Genomic DNA, 18,868 nt, shown 5'->3' on the forward strand with positions numbered 1-18,868 from the left:
TTTACATTTGTCACTTTGAGTAGATTTTGGAAAAATCGTATCGAAAAGCTAATGCTACCAATGTTTTTCTTCACTGGTTCTCAATACATTTTTCTCTGCTTTGCTCCGAAAAATACTCGAACTGACGGTGATGGAGTAATTACTTAAAGTTTTGTATTTTATCACCTTCAAGCTTTTTGATGAGATTGCCTTTCACCACCGTAAAAGCATAATCCTTCGCTTCGGCAAAAGAGATGTTGTATTTTCGGTCAATATTTTTTAAATCTTGCGGAAACTTATCAAGGATTTTATCATAAAATGAATCCAGATATTCTTCAGAAGGCATTTCATACTTAATTTTAAGCTGAAAGCGGCGAAGTATAGCGGTATCAATAATTTCAGGATGGTTGGTGGCGCAGATCAGCAAAGCGTTTTCAGGGTAATAATCGATCAGCTGGATCAGGGTATTTACCAGTCTTCTCATTTCGCCCACATCTTTATCGTCGCTGCCTCTTGCTTTTCCGATCTGGTCGAGCTCATCAAGGAAAAGCACTGATCTTTCCCTGGCTGCTTTGTCGAAAATCATTTTGATATTTTGCGAAGTTTCGCCGATTCTTGAAGAAACAATATTGCTTAAATTAAGAATAATAATGCTTTTACCCAATTCATGGGCAATCGCTTTTGCGGTCATGGTTTTTCCGCAGCCTGAACTTCCTTCAAGCAGCACTTTATTATTTACCGGGATTCCATATTCCTGTAATTCAGGAGCATAGGTATTTTCTTTAATAAGCTGTGTGATCAGTTCCTTATTATATGCATCAAGGAAAACATCGTTGAGTGCTATTTCTTCTTTATCCTGAATAATAAGGTTGTAGAGGTTCATGGGAGGAATTTAACGCAAAGATAAGGGTATTCAATAAAAAAGCCGAACAAATACATGTTCGACTCTATCGGCTATTATAAAAATTAAAAATTGTCCTTAGTGTAAATTGTCTTATGTTTTGGGTGCCCTTTTACTCCATTGAGTAAAAGAGCAGTCAACCTTTACAGATTGAAAACACGGACAATCTCATTCATTTGTGCATTCATAGGCTTTTCTCAGCCACAGAATTAAATTAGTTTCTTTCTTTCTTAATAGTTGCGAAATAAGAAGAAAAAACGACTAAACATGTTGCGATTCCGATGTAAGTGATCATTTTATTGTATTTTTAATTATTTGATTAATTATTGTTAATTTGACATTGCAATATTACGACAATAAAATAATACCTACAAGTAAAAATTATGATGTATATCAGTGTTTTAAGTGTGTTAAATTAACTTTTGCGCTAAAATATGTTTACAAATATTTAATATAAATCTAAAAATTAATTTGTGAATTTATTAATTTTTATTCAAATTTTTATTAATATTTCAATATAAGGAATTTTAACTTCAAAACTCAATAATTAACATGCAGCGCATAGTATCAAGGTAAACCTGATTTAAATCACCTTAATTTGATTAATTAAGTTCAATATGAATAAAATTTAATTTTTAAATCCTGTTCAGGTGAAAAGTATCTCTGCGTATGAAATTAAAATATTACTGTAAACGTGTTATTTACGCAGGTGATTACAATACGAACGGAAAAAATATAATTAAAGAATACGCAGAATTAATGATATAATTGCTGATCTGTCTCACAGAAAAAACTTCGTCTTTTTCCTTTACCAGTCTGCTTTTTGACAAGCTTATTGCCGCATTTCGGGCAAACTTTTTTGGTGTGCGCCAGCCAATGTTTCTTTAGGGTAAAATCTCGCTTCCATTCCAGAAAATCGAAGCTGTAATTTCGGGCTTCTTTAATCAGTTCCTTTATTTTTTTATCCGGCATTTTTCCTAAAAAACTTTCCGGTTGTACTCCGATTCGGAATAAAACTTCATTTTTAATAATATTTCCGACTCCGGAAAAAATATCCTGATCCATCAAAGCATCACAAACCATCATTTCGGGATTTGATTTGAGCTTCTTTTCAGCTTTTCCAGGATTCCAGTTATCACTCATCACATCTGCTTCCCAATCAATGCCGGTTAAGAATTCAGAATCTACCATTTTTACATGGCAGGTATAAAAATATATTCCGCCATCCGGAAAAAGTAAAGCTAATCTGAGCTGGCGGTCGGGTTTAGTCTGTTCATCAACACTATGAGAACCGAACATCAGGAGATGAATTCTCACTGCGACATCATCGAATACGAGGTAGGTTTGTTTTCCGAAGGTTTTTATTTTTTTTAGTGTTTTTCCAATCAGGATTTCTTTATCAATCTTTGCGTTTCCGGAAACTTCAAGAACGTTACCGCCTTCAAATTTCTGAATGCTTTCTTTCATTAAAAGTATGGAAGGACCTTCGGGCATGCTGTGATTTATATCCGAGATAACAATAATTCTGCCATAACAAATTTTTTAAATACCGATAAGGTCGGCATGCGATAAAAAATGATTCTGATGTACGAAAAAAATAAAATTTGAAGTAATTTTGGCGCATGATGAATTTAAACCAGATTTTTACGAATCAGCGTACAGGAAACAACCCGAATACAAAAGCTTCAAGAACAGATTTCCAGAGAGACTTTGACCGAATCATTTTCTCGTCGCCATTCCGGAGACTTCAGAACAAAACGCAGGTTTTTCCGTTACCCGGTAGTGTTTTCGTGCATAACCGCCTTACCCATTCTCTGGAAGTTTCTTCTGTGGGACGAAGTCTGGGAAGCGTGATGGGGGAGTTCATTCACAATCAGTATAAAAATGACCTTACCGAGGAAGCCAAAAATTTTTACCTTCATAATTTAGGAAACGTTATTGCTGCGGCGTGCCTTTGCCATGATGTGGGCAACCCTGCTTTCGGACATTCCGGGGAAGATGCGATTGCAAGCTATTTTGAAAGGAATGAATCTGACCTGAAACCCAAATTCAACGAAAAAGAATGGGCAGACCTTATGAATTTTGAAGGAAATGCCAATGCTATAAGAGTTTTGGCGCAGCAACAGCAGGGAAAAGATGCCGGAGGAATTCAATTGACGTTTTCAACGCTGGCAAGTATTGCTAAGTACCCTTGTGAAGCTATTGCTAAAAAGAAAGGGTTTATTCATCGTAAAAAATTCGGTTTTTTTCAAAATGAAAAAGATATTTTTCTTGAAATTGCCAAAGAAACCAACCTGATTTTAGAAAGTGAAGATCCTCATATTTTCAAAAGGCACCCTTTTGTTTGGCTGGTAGAAGCTGCCGATGATATCTGCTACAATATTATTGATATGGAAGACGCGCACCGCCTCGGAATCGTCTCTACCGCCGATTGCAAAAACCTGTTTTTTGAGCTGGTAAAATCTGAAACGGATGATGTGCAAAGAATTGAAACCAAGCTGAGCTCAATTTCCAATGAAAATGAACAGATTTCATATCTGCGTGCAAAAGTGATCAACGCATTGATTAATAAGTCTCTGGAAATGTATAAGCAAAACTTCGGCAAAATTCTGGAAGGAAACCTCAATACAGCACTTTTAGACCTTTACAAATCAGAGAATAAAACGTTACAGGATATTGAAACTTTCTCCATTGAAAAAATCTACAACCATAAAGCGGTGGTTGAAATTGAAAATGCCGGCTATAATGTAATGTATGAATTGCTGGATCATTTCATTCCTTCCATTCTGAAGCATGAAGATGAAAGAAAAGCCTATGACAAAAAAGCATTAAAGCTTCTTCCGCAACAGTTTGTCTATCAAAACGGAACCGATTACCAGAAAGTCTTGGGCGTTATTGACTTTGTTTCCGGAATGACGGATAATTACGCAACCGATCTCTACCGTAAAATTAAAGGAATTGATATAGGAATGACGATGTGATGTATTGCTAACTTTAAAAGAGTATTCAAACTTTTTTTAAAAATTTACATAAAATTAAATTAAACCGGCAGCAATATAGCTTTCGGTTTTCTTTTTAACGCAAAAACCATATCTTTATAACAAATACAATTTGAAATTAAAAAATTAAAACTATGAGTCTTTTTCTAATACCTATTATTTTTATCGGATTAATTATTTTGTTTGCCTCATTTTTTGTGGTTAAACAGGAAACAGCAGCAATTATCGAACGCTTCGGGAAGTTTCAGTCCGTAAAGCATTCCGGGCTTCATCTTAAATTACCGATTATTGACCAGATTGCCAAAAGATTAAACTTAAGAATTCAGCAGCTGGATGTAATGATTGATACCAAAACACTGGATAACGTTTTTATCAAAATGAAAATTTCGGTTCAATATCAAGTGATCAGAACACAGGTGGGAGACGCCTATTACCGTCTTGAAAATCCGGAAAACCAGATCACTTCTTATGTTTTTGATGTCGTGAGGGCAGAAGTTCCCAAGCTCAAACTGGATGATGTTTTCGTGAAGAAAGATGATATTGCCATTGCGGTGAAGGGTGAATTGCAGGAAGCTATGCAAAGCTATGGTTACGATATCATCAAAGCATTAGTTACAGACATTGATCCGGATGAGCAGGTGAAACATGCGATGAACAGGATCAACGCGGCAGAAAGAGAAAAGACCGCAGCAGAATACGAATCTGAAGCACAGAGGATCAGGATTGTTGCCGTAGCAAGAGCCGAAGCAGAATCTAAAAAGCTTCAGGGACAGGGAATTGCAGACCAAAGAAGGGAGATTGCCAAAGGCCTTGAAGAATCCGTACGAATGCTGAATAAAGTAGAAATCAATTCCCACGAAGCTTCTGCGCTGATTGTAGTTACCCAGCATTATGACACCCTGCATTCCATTGGAGCAAGCAACAGAAGCAACCTTGTACTTTTACCCAATTCGCCAACGGCTGCAAGCAATATGCTGAATGATCTTGTCGTAGCCATGACTGCTGCCAATACGGTAGGAGAGGCTACTAAAGGAAATTACCCGAAACCGCCAAAGAATCATAATCACGATACGAATAATGATCTTTAAACTAAAACCTCAGTTTTTCTGAGGTTATTTTTTTGTTCTCGAAATCTCCCGGATAAGGCTGTATTGTATGGAAGAACCATCCGCAGGCGGATTTTTGATTTTTTCTTCTTTTACTTTTATCACATATTCATAACCGGGTTCGTAGGTAAAGCCTTCGATATTAGTGTATAAATTGGTCCAGCTTCCATTAGCATTCTCTTTTACCTGAAGGCATTTCATCGGCATAACACCGGTACAGTCCGTAGTTTCCGGAGCTATGATCAGTATTTTCTCCCCATTTCCCGAAGCATTGGCAGATGCGGTACATTGTAGTATCCCGAAAGTACAAGCCGCTGAAAATAAATATCGTATGTTCGCATTAAGTTTTTTCATATTGAATTTTTAAAACAGAAGAGTCAATTTTGGTGCCGGATTTTTTTTAAGTGATCTTAACATTTTCCGGTCTTGTTTTTAAGTTTTTAAATACCTAATTTAACTTAAAATTTTTTTATCACCAATACACAAATTAGTAAACATAATATGGATAATCAGATCGAAATTGAAAATTACAGAATCCGGAAACCGGCAGAATGGACGGGAAATATTGATGATCAGGAACTCATAAACAGAATACAGGATTCCGATTTTGCCAGACAGCAAAATAACGACGGGAAGGATTTTTGTTATTTCCTGGATAAAAAATACCACACGAGCAATATCGAAAACAGTGAATATGTTTGTATGGCCTATACTTTAAATGAACCTGCCAATCTTGAAAGGGCATCCGTCTCCGATATCATAGTTGAGGAAAATGAAGTCTACCATATCCATCGCATCAGCGTTTTAAGAGACGGAGTTTTAATGGATAAGATCCCGGATACGAAAATTAAAGTTCTGGACAGTGAGAACCACAGCAGCGGCGGAATTTTAAGCAGCAATAAAAAAATCAATATTACCATAAAAGATCTCAGGCTCTATGATATCCTGATCCTTGAAGATTCTCGAGTAAAACCTTTTACCGAACGCGATTTTCTTCGTAAAGTATTTTCCAAATATGTGTGGGTAAGCCCCGACAATTACTGGGCGTACGGCAGCTATAAATTTACCTTCATTAATGGACGTGATGAAAAAATCGCCTATAAAAAAACATTTTTCAGGGATGAAAACGGCAATGTGCTGGAACCGGAAGTAAACTATCTTGAAAAAGGCGAACAATTTGTTTTTGAAGAAAACAATTATATCAATCCGGTAGACGCCAACCGTGAAATTTTCCCTTTTATAGATTTTGCGACGGACAACAACTGGAAGGAACTTTCTAATTATATTGCGCCGATTTATCAGGAAATCTTTAATACTGCTTCTTTAAAAGATTTTGCACCTAACCTTATTGAAAAGCTGGACGCTTTACCAGATCAGGATGATAAGATTCAGTTTGCCATTGAATATGTACAGAATAATATTTATTATATCTTTAATGCCGATGAAATGAATGGCCATAAGCCACAGGAACCTGCCATAACCTATCAAAACAAGCAGGGCGACTGTAAAGCTAAATCAGTTCTTCTAAAGGTTATATTGGATTATATCGGCGTGGAAGCTTCAATTGTTCTGGTAAATTTCCATACAGATTTTTATATTAAATATTATCTGCCTTCTCTGCTCACATTCAATCATGCGATTGTTAAGATCACTCATAAAGGAGAAGATTATTTTGTTGATGCTACTATACGGGATGAATTCGGAACGCTGGAAAACCGCGGATTCATTTATTTCATGCATTACTTGGAAGTAAAACCTGATCAGGAACTGAAACAGAGAAAACCGTACCGATATCCTTATTTTTGTGTGGATGAAAAAGTGGATTTCCAGGTTCAGGGTACAATAGGAAAACTCACGCTTACCACGACGTATAAAGGAAACCGGGCTAATGCCATGAGAAGGTATTTTAAAAATACCAACCGGAGAGAAGTGATCGACAGCTGGAATAATTTCCTTTTTTACAGCCTGAATTATTCGGGTGACAGAAACGGTACGGATATCAGGAATATATTTAAAGATGCTGCAATAGACATCGTAAGTGACGATAAAAAACAGAATGAATTTAAAATTCAGTATCAGTCCATTATAGAAAATCCGTATTATGTGGATCCTAAAAATAATCGTTTTTTGATGTATTTCGACCGAAATTTGGTAAAAGCGAACGTACGGGATTATGTGCATAAAGATCTCCCTTTCTGGCATAACTTTGACAGTGAGAAATATGAAATCAACCTATACACCGACCAGAAAATCGATACGGAAGAGAAATATACGGTTCAGGAAAGCACCATCGTCAATCCGTATTTTGATTTTAAAAGCCGGAAGAAAGTAAGCAAAAACGGGGCAACGGCATATATTGAATACAGTCCGCTCGTCAATCTAGAAATTCCGAAAGATGAATTTGAGAAATTCAGAGCCGATCATCATACAGTTGCAGACAGCAATTTCGGTTTGGGGATCGATATTATTGAGCCTGGACTAATGAATTTGCTAAAATTTAATTTTAAGAAAAGATTTAAGTAAGGTGGAGGTAAAATTTCGGGCGGGTTTGCTTTGCAAACCCGCCCGAAATTTTAAAAAATAATAACAGATCCGGGAATAATGCCAAAGTCGTATTGCGAGAATACAATTGTATAGCAGAAGGATCTTGTGTGATATAATCTTTCCATACCTCTTTTTCAGCATTTGTAAGGTTTTCTTCTTCCTGTTTGTTTAGAAAGAATTATTTCCTGTATTGATATTTTTTTCGGAAGTACTGGAAAAGCGTCCTCTTTCTTGAAGAATTTCAAATGCAGCTTCTATAGCTCCAAGGGGAAGGGTTTCCGGTGATAAGATATTTCTCCAATTCTGCATCCGACAGGTTTCTCAAAACATTTTTACTAAACATATCTAAAAATAAAAACCTTGAAGGTTGGCTTTATTTATCCAATCTCAATTCCGTTTTCTACATTGCTGTCATCCGGAGTAACAAACGATAATTTTCCGTCTGGTTTTGTCGTCAATAACAACATTCCCTGCGACTCAATACCTCTGATCTTTCTGGGAGCAAGATTTAATAAAATCATTACCTGCTTTCCGATTACTTCTTCCGGCGTAAAGCTTTCTGCAATCCCTGAAACAACGGTTCTTACGTCAACACCTGTATCAACAGTCAGCTTTAATAATTTGTCGGCTTTTTCTACTTTTTCAGCTTCCAGAATTGTGGCTGTTCTCAGGTCGATTTTCGTAAAATCATCAAAAGTGATTTCTTCTTTCATAGGATTGGCGTTAGGATTTGTTTTTTTATTATTCTGTTTGGTTTGTTCTAATTTCTGAATCTGGGCTTCAATTACATCATCTTCAATTTTTGAGAAAAGGAGAGATGCTTCGTTGATTTGGTGACCAGTTTCTATGAGTACAGATTTTGTTTCAATATCTTTCCATCTTTGCTTTTCAACATTAAACATATTCAGTAATTTATCAGAACTGAAAGGCATAAATGGTTCACACAATTGTGCCAACGCCACTGCAATCTGTGCGCCGACGAATAGCGAATGCGCTGCTTTTTCAGGATTTTCCTTAATGGTTTTCCAAGGCTCTTCAGTCTGAAGATATTGGTTACCGAAACGTGCTAAATTCATCAAAGCTGTCAAAGAATTTCTGAATTCATAATTTTCCAGGAAACCAGAAATTTCCTTTGCTGATTTATTGATTTCCTCTAATTCGGAAGCGTTGGCATCTCCCTGAGGAACGACTCCATTATAATATTTATGAATCAGAACGGCAACTCTGTTGATAAAGTTTCCGAAAATCCCTACCAATTCAGAATTATTTTTCGTCTGAAAATCTTTCCACGTAAAATTATTATCTTTCGTTTCCGGAGCTGATGAAAGAAGGGCATATCGCAGTACATCCTGCTGTCCCGGGAAATCTTCAACATATTCATGAGCCCACACCGCCCAGTTTCTTGAGGTTGAAATTTTGTCATTTTCAAGATTCAGAAATTCAAACGCAGGAACATTTTTCGGCATAATGAAATCACCGTGCGCTTTCATCATGCTTGGGAATATAATACAGTGAAAAACAATGTTATCTTTTCCGATAAAATGAACAAGATCAGAATTTTCGCTTTGCCAGTAATCTTTCCAGTCTTTCCCGTTTTTCTCTGCCCATTCTTTGGTGAAAGAAATATACCCAATTGGTGCATCAAACCATACATACAATACTTTGCCTTCTGCGCCCGAAAGCGGAACCGGAACCCCCCAGTTGAGGTCACGGGTCATGGCACGAGGCTTCAGACCGTCATTTAACCATGATTTTACCTGTCCGTACACATTGGGTTTCCAGTCATCTTTATGGCCTTCAATAATCCATTCATTCAGGAAATTTTCGTATTCATTTAATGGTAAATACCAGTTTTTTGTTTCTTTTAAAATTGGAATATTTCCGCTGAGCATTGATTTCGGGTTAATCAGCTCAGACGGGGAAAGGGTAGAGCCACAACGTTCGCACTGATCGCCGTACGCATTTTCATTGCCGCAATTCGGGCATGTTCCTACAATATAGCGGTCTGCAAGAAATTCTCCGGCCTGCTCGTCAAAATACTGCTCAGAGATTTCCTCTGTGAACTTTCCTTTTTCATAAAGTACCTTAAAGAAATCCTGACTGGTTTCATAATGGTTTTTAGAAGTAGTCCTTGAATATTCATCAAATGAAATTCCTAAATCCGCAAAAGATTTTTTAATAATTTCATGGTATTTGTCTACAATATCCTGAGGAGTAACTCCTTCTTTTTTTGCTCGTATGGTAATAGGGATTCCGTGTTCATCTGAGCCACAGATAAACGCTACGTCTTTTCCCAATCTTCTCTGAAATCTTGCATAAACATCCGCAGGTATATATACCCCTGCCAAATGTCCTATATGAACCGGCCCGTTTGCATAAGGCAAGGCTGCCGTAATCATCTTTCTGTTCGACATTTATAGTAAGTTTTAGTCTGCAAAGATAGCGAATATCTGCGGAATACCGTGTGGTACTAATTTTAAGAATTTTTAGTCTATCAAGACGGTCGGATATTATATTTAGTTAAACTAATGTTTAACTTTTTGTTAAATTAATATTGTATTATGTAGTGCATATTTTATGATAATATACTGATAATTAGTATAATAGGTTTAAATGATCGTTTAATTTACATAATTTTATTAAAATTTTTAAAAATTTTATGATAATTATGTTTTTTTTTTAAATTGCAGCAGGCTCACGCCAGTATGATGAAAAAAAGTAACTATATAAAAAATAATATTGTGAGAAATTTTACAACGGTATTAAAAATTGCACCTGCCTTTCTATTGGCAAGTGCAATGGTTCATGCACAAACCAGTGATTCTGCAACAAAAGAAAAAAAAATTGAAGAAGTAGTACTCATTGGTTATGGTAAGCAAAAGAAAACGGATCTTACAGGATCAATATCTTCTATTACTTCTAAAGATTTTAACGCAGGTGCTTCAACTGCAGATCAGTTGATAATCGGAAAAACACCGGGAGTACAAATTACCGGAAACAGTGGTGCTCCGGGAGCTGGTTCAACCATTAGAGTAAGGGGAGGGTCTTCATTTATCAATAATGATCCTTTGATTGTAATTGATGGAGTTCCTATTGATTTCAACAGTTTAAGCGGAGCAACCAATCCACTATCCTTGATTAATCCTAACGATATCGAAACGTTTGATATTCTTAAGGATGCATCTTCTGCTGCCATCTACGGAAACAGGGCATCAAATGGGGTTATCTTAATTACTACCAAAAAAGGAACTACAGGGAAATTTAGGGTGAATTTTAACACTAACTTTTCGGTTTCAACGAAAATGGGTAATGTTGATGTTTTAGATGCTGATCAGTTCAGAAGCTTTGTAAATACCTACGGAACTGCTGCACAAAAATCTTATTTGGGAAATGCAGATACTAATTGGCAGGACCAAATCTATCAACAAGCATGGGGAACCGATAATAATGTCGCTTTTTCAGGCGGTGTAAAAGGCTTGCCGTATAGAGTTTCGTTAGGCTATAATGAGCAAAATGGTATTGTAAAAACAAATGAATTTAGAAGAACGTCATTAGGTTTCAATGTATCACCTAAATTTTTTGATAATCATTTAACAGTTAATGGTAACTTTAAAGGGACTTTCTCCGAAAACAGATTTCCAGACGGAGGTGCTATCGGAGCTTCAATTTATTTTGATCCGACACAACCTGTTTACTCCGGAAATTCCAATTATGGAGGTTATTATGAATGGTTAGATCCTGCTAACACGGCAACAGGTTTGAATGTTAACGGAACAAGAAACCCGCTTGGTTTACTATACAGTAAGAGAGATCTTTCTTCGGTGTTCAGAGTTATTCCAAGCTTACAATTAGACTATAAATTTCATTTTTTACCTGATTTAAGACTAAATTTAAACGGATCTTATGATTATGCAAAAAGTGACGGCTCTGTAAATGTTTCTAAAGATTTTGCTCAGGGAATAGGAACGCTGGGATCTTATAGATCTTACTCTCAAGAGATTAAAAGTAAATTGTTTGAGTCATATTTAAATTATGTAAAAAAGATTCAGGCTATCAATACTACTGTAGATGTAATTGGGGGTTATTCTTATCAGGATACTAATACAATTACTCCTGAGGCACCCACTTATTATGGAAACGGAAGGAAAACGGATTTCTCGACTCCTGGCGATACACGAAGAACATTAGTTTCTTTTTATGCAAGAGGTATCTTTACTATTGCAGATAGATACGTTATTAATGGTTCAGTCAGAAGAGATGGTTCTTCAACATTCTGGAATGGAAACAGAGATAATGTATGGGGTAATTTCCCGGCTGTTTCGGTTGCATGGAAAGTTAATGAAGAAAGCTTTTTGAGAGATGTTTCGACAATTAATTCATTGAAGGTTAGAGCAGGTTGGGGTAAAACAGGCCAGCAGGAAACGGGAACTTTCTATCCTGCATTTGGTTCTTATTCTTACAGTAACAGCAGTACTGCACAATATCAATTTGGGAATAATTTTTATACACTATTACGACCTGATGTTTATAATCCCAATCTTGTCTGGGAAACCACAACTACAAAAAATTTAGGATTAGATTTTGCCATTTTCAATAACAGAATCAGCGGTTCTTTTGACTATTTTGATAAAAAATCAGAAAATCTTATTTCAAGAGTGCCAACCTGGGCTGGTGATTTAAGTAATTTCAATGTTAAAAATGTTGGAATTATTGCAAACAAAGGCTTTGAAGTAAATTTAAATATAGTTCCTGTTAGGAAAGATAATGTAACTTGGGATGTTAATCTTAATGCTACCAGATTTAATCCAAAGGTAACAAGTTTATCTCAATATGTGGATGAATCATATAAAATCGTCGCGGGAAGTATTTCTGGAATCAATAACTATATTCAAGCTATAACTGTTGGCCAACCCTTAAATGCATTTTATGTATATCAACAGGTTTACGATACTAATGGAAATCCAATAGAAGGTATTTATGTAGATCGAAATGGTGATGGAAAATCTACTGAAGATGATAAGTATTTTTATAAATCTCCGAACCCTGATGTAATATTAGGTTTCTCTACAAAAATTAGCGTTAAAAAATGGGAATTTAGTACTGCGCTTAGAGCTGTATTAGGAAATTATGTTTATAACAATTCAGCATCTAACAGCTCTATTGCAAATATTCAGGCAAACAATTTTCTAAGTAATACAAATGTAAGTGTTCTAAGTACTCAGTTTGCTACTACACAGCTTTTCTCTGATATGTTTATAGAAGACGCTTCATTTTTAAGAATGGATAATTTCTCAATTGCTTACAATGTAGGACAATTTATGGGTAAAGGAACAAATTTAAGAGTAAATGCAATGGCACAGAACGTATTTGTCATTACGAAATATAAAGGAATAGATCCTGAAGTTTTCGGAGGTGTTGATAATGGATTTTATCAAAGACCTAAAGTGTATTCAGTTGGCTTTAACTTTCAATTTTAATTTATCATGAAAAATAAATATTTATATAAAAAGATTATTATAGGATCTATTACTTTCGGGACACTGTTTTTTGCAGGCTCATGTACACAAGATCTTGAGAGAGAACCTACTTTGGGACTAACTTCTTCCGTTTTATACAAAGATTTTAGTAATTACAAACCTGCTTTGGCAAAAATTTATGCCGGTCTTGCAATCGGAGGGCAGGGAGATCAGAATAACGGTGATGCAAATACCGATATTGGAGGTATTGATGGAGGGTTTTCAAACTACCTTCGTCAAATGTACAGTATGCAGGTTTTAACAACAGATGAAGCAGTTATTGCATGGGCAGACGCAGGTCTTCCGGAAATGCATAGCATGACTTGGAATGCTTCCAATCCGTTTGTAGCTGCAATTTATTATAGAATATTCAATGTAATTGCTGTAAGTAATGAATTTATTAAGAATACAACAGACGAAAAACTTTCTTCAAACGGTATTACAGGAAATGATCTTACAGAAGCAAAATATATGCGTGCCGAAGCCCGTTTTTTAAGAGCACAATCATACTACCATGCATTAGATCTATTCGGAAATGTACCCTACGTAACAGAAACGACAGATATCATTAATACGCCGCCTCCAAGAATTGTGAGAGCTGAGTTATTCAAATATGTAGAGTCAGAACTTTTAGCATGTGCTAACGAATTAAAAGATGCAAAAACCAATGAATATGGTAGAGCAGATAAAGCAGCAGCTTGGTCATTATTAGCAAGATTGTATCTTAATGCTCAGGTGTATACAGGTACCGCAAGATATACAGACTGTATTACTTATTGCAATAAGGTTATAAATGCAGGATATTCATTAAAAACGAACTACGCATCACTTTTTATGGCAGATAACAATGTAAACAATCCTGAAGTTATTTTATCTGTGAATTATGATGGTATAAGTACCAGAACGTATGGAGGATCAACCTTCATGGTACATGCTGCAGTTGGAGGTTCTATGCCTGCTTCCCAGTTTGGAATTAATGGTGGTTGGGGTGGTTTAAGAACAACAAAAGCATTTGTCAATCTGTTTACTCCCAATGATCAAAGAGGAAACTTTTATACCAGCGGACAAAATTTAGAAATAAATAATGTAAGTACGTTTACAGATGGATATGCATTTATAAAATATAAAAATATCAAATTCTCAGACGGAAAGCCTGGTTCAGATGCTTCAGGTGATTTTGTAGATTCTGATATTCCTTTATATCGTTTGGCTGATATATATTTAATGTATGGTGAAGCAGTTGCGAGAGGAGGTTCCGGTGGTAGTGCTGCTACCGCCTTGGGGTATGTGAATGCTTTAAGAACAAGAGCAGGAGCAAATACCGTTGGATCTATTAACACAGACTTCTTTTTGGATGAAAGAGCGAGAGAGTTATCTTGGGAAGCAACAAGAAGAACTGACTTAATTCGTTATGGTAAATTTACATCCGGATCATATTTATGGCCATGGAAAGGTGGCGTGAAAGATGGCAAAGCAGTTGAAGATTACAGAAGTTTATTCCCGATTCCTGCTAATGACATCGTTGCAAATCCTAATTTGGTTCAAAATCCGGGATACTAATATTAAAACACTTTACAATGAAAAATATATTTAAATTTTTAGTTTTTGGACTGATTGCAGTTATGCTTTTTTCATGTGAGAAAGATGAGGATCAGGCTGTTTTGCAAAATCCGTCCGCATCAAGTCTTAAAGCGGATAAAACTACTTTAGTTTTAATAAAAGACAATGCATCTCAGACAGGCATTACATTCGACTGGAGTAATCCTGATTATGGTGTAGCGGTAGCACAAAAAAACCAATTGCAAATTGCAGTTAAAGGGACAAACTTTGCCGCTCCAAAAAATGTTGATTTGGTAGACGGGACAAAAAAAGTTTCTTACACAGTTGCTGAATTTAATAATGTATTATTAGATGCAGGATTGGCACCTGGTGTAGCTACCGATGTAGAAGTAAGATTATCTTCAAAGTTAGGAAGTTATGATGCTATTAAATCTAACGTTGTGACTATTAAAGTCACTCCTTACATCACAGAATATCCATCTTTCTACATTGTAGGAGATGCATCGGCTGTAGGTTGGAATGCGGCAGGATCTCAAATGCTTTATAAGAAAGACAACCTTTCAACCATTTACACGTATCTGGAAAATGGTAAGTATTTTAGATTCCTAGGACAGCAGGATTGGAATCCGCTTAACTACAGCTTGGATGTTGCCGGAATGAATGCAGGAAACAGATATTTTAAGACATGGTCTACTAATCTATCCCCTTCGACACCTGAAAACATGCAGTTTACCGGCGCTTCCGGAATGTATAAGATTTTGATAGATGCAGATGCTACTGTAAAGTCAATCACTGTTTCAGCTTCACCTATTAACAATTGGAACCCTGCAAATCTATACTTGGTAGGTACCATAAACGGATGGAGTTCTACAGCAGCTATTCCCATGACTAATTTAGGAAACGGAAAATTTGAGCACACTATCGCTCTTCCGGCTGCTTCAGAATTTAAGTTCTTAGGACAACAGAGCTGGGGGGATCTTGATTGGGGAAATATTTCTGCTGATGGAAATACAGGATATTTAGGCCCAAAAGGAAGTAATGGAAATATTAAATTTGACGGAACAGGGGGGAGTTATAAGATTTCTGTGGATCTAAAATTAGGAACTTATAAAATACAGCCTTTGTAGTATGAATTTAAATTAAATTTACATAGCAAAGTGTTGCTGAAAAGCAGCACTTTCTTTATTTTTAAAAGTTAATAAATAATCATTATGAAGAAAATTACAGTGGGAGCGTTATTGTTCTCGACAATGTTTGTTGGTATTAATGCCCAATCCTTAAAATCGCCGGACGGAAAGTTTGAGATGAACTTTCAGCTGAAGCAGGGAATTCCGTATTACAATCTGAAATACAACGGTGATGTTGTGGTGGAAGATTCCAAATTAGGGCTAAGATTATTTAAAGATACCGCTATTAAATTTGCTTCGGAAATTGCAAAACCCGAAGATGCCAAATTTGATCTGAGCAACGGCTTCACCAAAACAGACGAAAAAAGGAATGCTAAAAATGAAACCTGGCAGCCTGTTTTAGGAGAAAAGAAAAATTATATCAATCATTATAACGAATTGGCGGTAACGCTTCACCAGGATGCGACAGATAGAAATATCGTTGTTAAATTCAGGTTATTCAACGACGGATTAGGATTCCGATATGAATTTCCACAACAGAAAAATCTTAATTATTTCGTAATTCGCGAAGAAGATTCGGAGATTGATTTTCCTACCGATATGAAAGCATGGTGGATTGCAGCCGATTACGATTCTCAGGAATATCAGCCGCAAACCACAAAAATTTCCGAAATTCCGGCAAGATGGCCCAACTCATTCGACAGTAACGCCTCGCAGCAAATGGTGCCGAACACAGTTCAGTCGCCTCTAATGCTGAAAAAAGAAGGGAAAGACCCATTATATGTAAATGTTGGAGAAGCTGCGGTTCTGAATTATCCTGCATCTCACCTTGAAGTGGATCCTGTTAATTTTAAATTTAAAACGCATTTAACTCCCGACAGACAGGGGGCAAAAGGATATATCCAGACATCTTCCGTTTCCCCATGGAGAACAATTATTGTCTCCCCGAAAGCTGAAGAAGTATTAGCATCCAAAATGATGTTCAACCTGAACGAGCCTACAAAATATACCGATACGTCTTACATTCATCCTACAAAATACATGGGCGTTTGGTGGGAAATGATCATCGGAAAATCACAATGGGCCTATTCTACGGCCGAAAACGTTCATATCGGGGTAACAGATTTTTCTAAATTAACACCGAATGGAAAACATGCCGCAAATAATACGAAAGTTAAAGAATACATCGATTTTGCAGCGGCCAACGGTTTTGGAGGGCTGTTGATCGAAGGCTGGAATGTCGGCTGGGAAGACTGGTTCGGACACTCCAAAGAATTTGTTTTCGATTTCATCACCCCTTACCCTGATTTTGATATCAAAATGCTCAATGATTATGCACAATCTAAAGGAATTAAATTGATTATGCATCATGAAACTTCAGGTTCGGCAACGAACTATGAAAGATGGGCAGATAAAGCGTTCAAATTAATGAATGATTATGGTTATGATGCCGTGAAAACCGGGTATGTAGGTGACATTATTCCGAGAGGAGAACATCATTATTCACAGTGGACGATCAACCATTTTTACAGAATTGCTGAAAAAGCCAATGAATATAAAATCATGGTAAATTCTCACGAATCTGTAAGACCGGGAGGAGAAAGCAGAACCTATCCGAACTGGATTTCCGCAGAAGCTGCAAGAGGAACAGAATTTGAAGCTTTTGCAGGAAATAATCCGGATCATCAAACTATTCTTCCATTCACAAGATGGATGGGAGGGCCGATGGATTATACGCCGGGAATTTTCCAGACCAAGCTGGATTATTACTTCCCGGGAGACAATCGTTTCGTGAAAACAACATTGGCAAAACAATTAGCTTTATATGTGGTAATGTATATGCCGCTTCAGATGGCTGCAGATTTACCGGAAAATTATCAAAGACATATGGATGCTTTCCAGTTTATCAAAGATGTTGCTGCAGACTGGGATGATACGAAAATTTTATCAGCGGAACCAGGCGATTATATCATTACGGCAAGAAAAGCAAAAGGTACGGATAATTGGTTCGTGGGAGGAATTACCGATGAAAACAAACGTGACTATACGGTAGATTTTTCATTCTTAGATAAAGGAAAAAAATATGAAGCCACGATTTACGAAGACGGAAAAGATGCAGATTATATCAATAATCCGCAGAGCTACAATATCTACAAAAAACAGATTACCAGCAAATCCAAGATCAACCTTAAAATGGTGAGAAGCGGTGGTTTTGCAATTTCTGTAAAGCCTGTACAATAAATAATTTAACCATCAAAACCTTACAGTTATTATGCTGTAAGGTTTTTTTACACACAACCTTATGATAAAAAGAATTTTTAAACCCATTCAAATGCCGTTTTGGTGGCAGGATCTGCTGTTGGCTATTCCCAGAATAGTGTGCGGGTATTTACTTACAATTGATTTTGGAGCAGCAAAATTTGGTTTGCCCTGGTCTCCTGAAGATAATAATTTAAGCTTTTTTGAAGTTGCTTATTGGTTTCCGAATGACGTTGCTGAATACGGAGGTATCTTTGCCATGTTTCCGGCATTTTTTGCCTGGATGGGCGCTTTCAGTGAAGGAGTGGGCGGAATTTTTTTGTTATTAGGATTGCTTACAAGACCTTTCGCAATACTTGTTTTTATAACCATGTTTGTAGCTGTATTCTTTCAGCAGTTCAATCAGGGGATGTGGAATATGCTTCCTGCGATGGGCATTATGTGGGTGAGTTTATTCTATATTATTTTGGGTTCAGGAAGGTTTGGTTTAGATTATTTAATTGCTAAAAAATGAGCTATGAAAAAAATACTATTTTTTATAATATGCTGTTTTATATTGACGGGCTGCGTTCAGAAAGCGTATAAGCAAACAGTAATTTATACTTTAAAGGTTCCTGCACGGGAAGAAATTAAATCCGTGGGAATCAGAGGAAATGACAAGCCTTTAAGTTGGGAGCAGGATACTGAACTTAAAAAGATAAATGACAGCGATTTGTACCAGGTGAAAGTCACATTTGTAACCGGATATAAATTCACAGAAGTAAAATTTACGATAAACGGAGAATATGAACTTCAAAATATGCCCAATAGAAGAGTTGAATTTAAAAACTCAGGAATCACACACTATAATGCCGTGTTTAATCAACCTTAAATAAGT

General features: G+C 36.4%; 14 protein-coding genes. 9 read left to right on the forward strand and 5 right to left on the reverse strand.

Going from position 1 to position 18,868, the window contains the following annotated elements; all coding sequences use genetic code 11:
- Nucleotides 1-139: 139 nt before the first annotated feature.
- Together SOP96_RS13920 and SOP96_RS13925 are read right to left on the reverse strand one after the other, a co-directional pair.
- Complete coding sequence (locus tag SOP96_RS13920) at nucleotides 140-862, reverse strand: AAA family ATPase (protein ID WP_326321536.1); 723 nt, start codon at nucleotides 860-862, stop codon at nucleotides 140-142.
- Nucleotides 863-1,636: 774 nt separating this feature from the next.
- Entirely contained in the window at nucleotides 1,637-2,374 is a 738-nt protein-coding gene (locus SOP96_RS13925; protein WP_326321537.1) for a DNA-formamidopyrimidine glycosylase family protein, read from the reverse strand.
- Between the two features lie 131 nt (nucleotides 2,375-2,505).
- Here SOP96_RS13925 and SOP96_RS13930 point away from each other — a divergent pair, with 131 nt between their 5' ends.
- Both SOP96_RS13930 and SOP96_RS13935 read left to right on the forward strand, forming a co-directional pair.
- A complete protein-coding gene (locus SOP96_RS13930) occupies nucleotides 2,506-3,861 on the forward strand; it encodes a deoxyguanosinetriphosphate triphosphohydrolase (RefSeq protein ID WP_326321622.1) in 1,356 nt (451 codons plus the stop codon).
- Nucleotides 3,862-4,013: 152 nt separating this feature from the next.
- Entirely contained in the window at nucleotides 4,014-4,967 is a 954-nt protein-coding gene (locus SOP96_RS13935) for an SPFH domain-containing protein (protein ID WP_326321538.1), read from the forward strand.
- A gap of 24 nt (nucleotides 4,968-4,991) precedes the next feature.
- On the opposite strand, the gene SOP96_RS13940 is transcribed toward SOP96_RS13935, so the two are convergent.
- Nucleotides 4,992-5,339, reverse strand: a complete 348-nt coding sequence (locus SOP96_RS13940; RefSeq protein WP_326321539.1) for a DUF4377 domain-containing protein — start codon at nucleotides 5,337-5,339, stop codon at nucleotides 4,992-4,994.
- Nucleotides 5,340-5,486: 147 nt separating this feature from the next.
- Between SOP96_RS13940 and SOP96_RS13945 the strand changes: the two genes are divergently transcribed.
- A complete protein-coding gene (locus tag SOP96_RS13945; protein ID WP_326321540.1) occupies nucleotides 5,487-7,508 on the forward strand; it encodes a hypothetical protein in 2,022 nt (673 codons plus the stop codon).
- A gap of 189 nt (nucleotides 7,509-7,697) precedes the next feature.
- Here the strand turns inward: SOP96_RS13945 and SOP96_RS13950 are convergent, their stop codons facing one another.
- A complete protein-coding gene (locus SOP96_RS13950) occupies nucleotides 7,698-7,838 on the reverse strand; it encodes a hypothetical protein (protein WP_326321541.1) in 141 nt (46 codons plus the stop codon).
- Nucleotides 7,839-7,906: 68 nt separating this feature from the next.
- Nucleotides 7,907-9,943 carry a methionine--tRNA ligase gene (metG, locus tag SOP96_RS13955; protein ID WP_326321542.1) on the reverse strand — a complete coding sequence of 679 codons (2,037 nt, stop codon included), beginning with the start codon at nucleotides 9,941-9,943 and terminating at the stop codon, nucleotides 7,907-7,909.
- 327 nt (nucleotides 9,944-10,270) lie between these two features.
- On the opposite strand from metG, the gene SOP96_RS13960 reads away from it, so the two are divergent.
- The 6 genes from SOP96_RS13960 (at nucleotide 10,271) to SOP96_RS13985 (ending at nucleotide 18,862) form a co-directional block, all read left to right on the forward strand.
- Nucleotides 10,271-13,006 (forward strand): SusC/RagA family TonB-linked outer membrane protein, encoded by a 2,736-nt coding sequence (locus tag SOP96_RS13960; RefSeq protein WP_326321543.1) that lies wholly within the window; start codon nucleotides 10,271-10,273, stop codon nucleotides 13,004-13,006.
- A gap of 6 nt (nucleotides 13,007-13,012) precedes the next feature.
- On the forward strand, nucleotides 13,013-14,605 hold the full coding sequence (locus tag SOP96_RS13965) for a RagB/SusD family nutrient uptake outer membrane protein (RefSeq protein ID WP_326321544.1): 1,593 nt from the start codon (nucleotides 13,013-13,015) through the stop codon (nucleotides 14,603-14,605).
- Between the two features lie 17 nt (nucleotides 14,606-14,622).
- On the forward strand, nucleotides 14,623-15,732 hold the full coding sequence (locus SOP96_RS13970) for a SusE domain-containing protein (RefSeq protein WP_326321545.1): 1,110 nt from the start codon (nucleotides 14,623-14,625) through the stop codon (nucleotides 15,730-15,732).
- Between the two features lie 84 nt (nucleotides 15,733-15,816).
- Nucleotides 15,817-17,973 carry a glycoside hydrolase family 97 protein gene (locus SOP96_RS13975; protein WP_326321546.1) on the forward strand — a complete coding sequence of 719 codons (2,157 nt, stop codon included), beginning with the start codon at nucleotides 15,817-15,819 and terminating at the stop codon, nucleotides 17,971-17,973.
- Nucleotides 17,974-18,064: 91 nt separating this feature from the next.
- Entirely contained in the window at nucleotides 18,065-18,505 is a 441-nt protein-coding gene (locus SOP96_RS13980) for a DoxX family protein (RefSeq protein ID WP_326321547.1), read from the forward strand.
- 3 nt (nucleotides 18,506-18,508) lie between these two features.
- Complete coding sequence (locus SOP96_RS13985) at nucleotides 18,509-18,862, forward strand: hypothetical protein (RefSeq protein ID WP_326321548.1); 354 nt, start codon at nucleotides 18,509-18,511, stop codon at nucleotides 18,860-18,862.
- Nucleotides 18,863-18,868: the final 6 nt, after the last annotated feature.

It is taken from the genome of Chryseobacterium salviniae (assembly GCF_035819015.1).
Lineage (GTDB): Bacteria > Bacteroidota > Bacteroidia > Flavobacteriales > Weeksellaceae > Chryseobacterium > Chryseobacterium salviniae.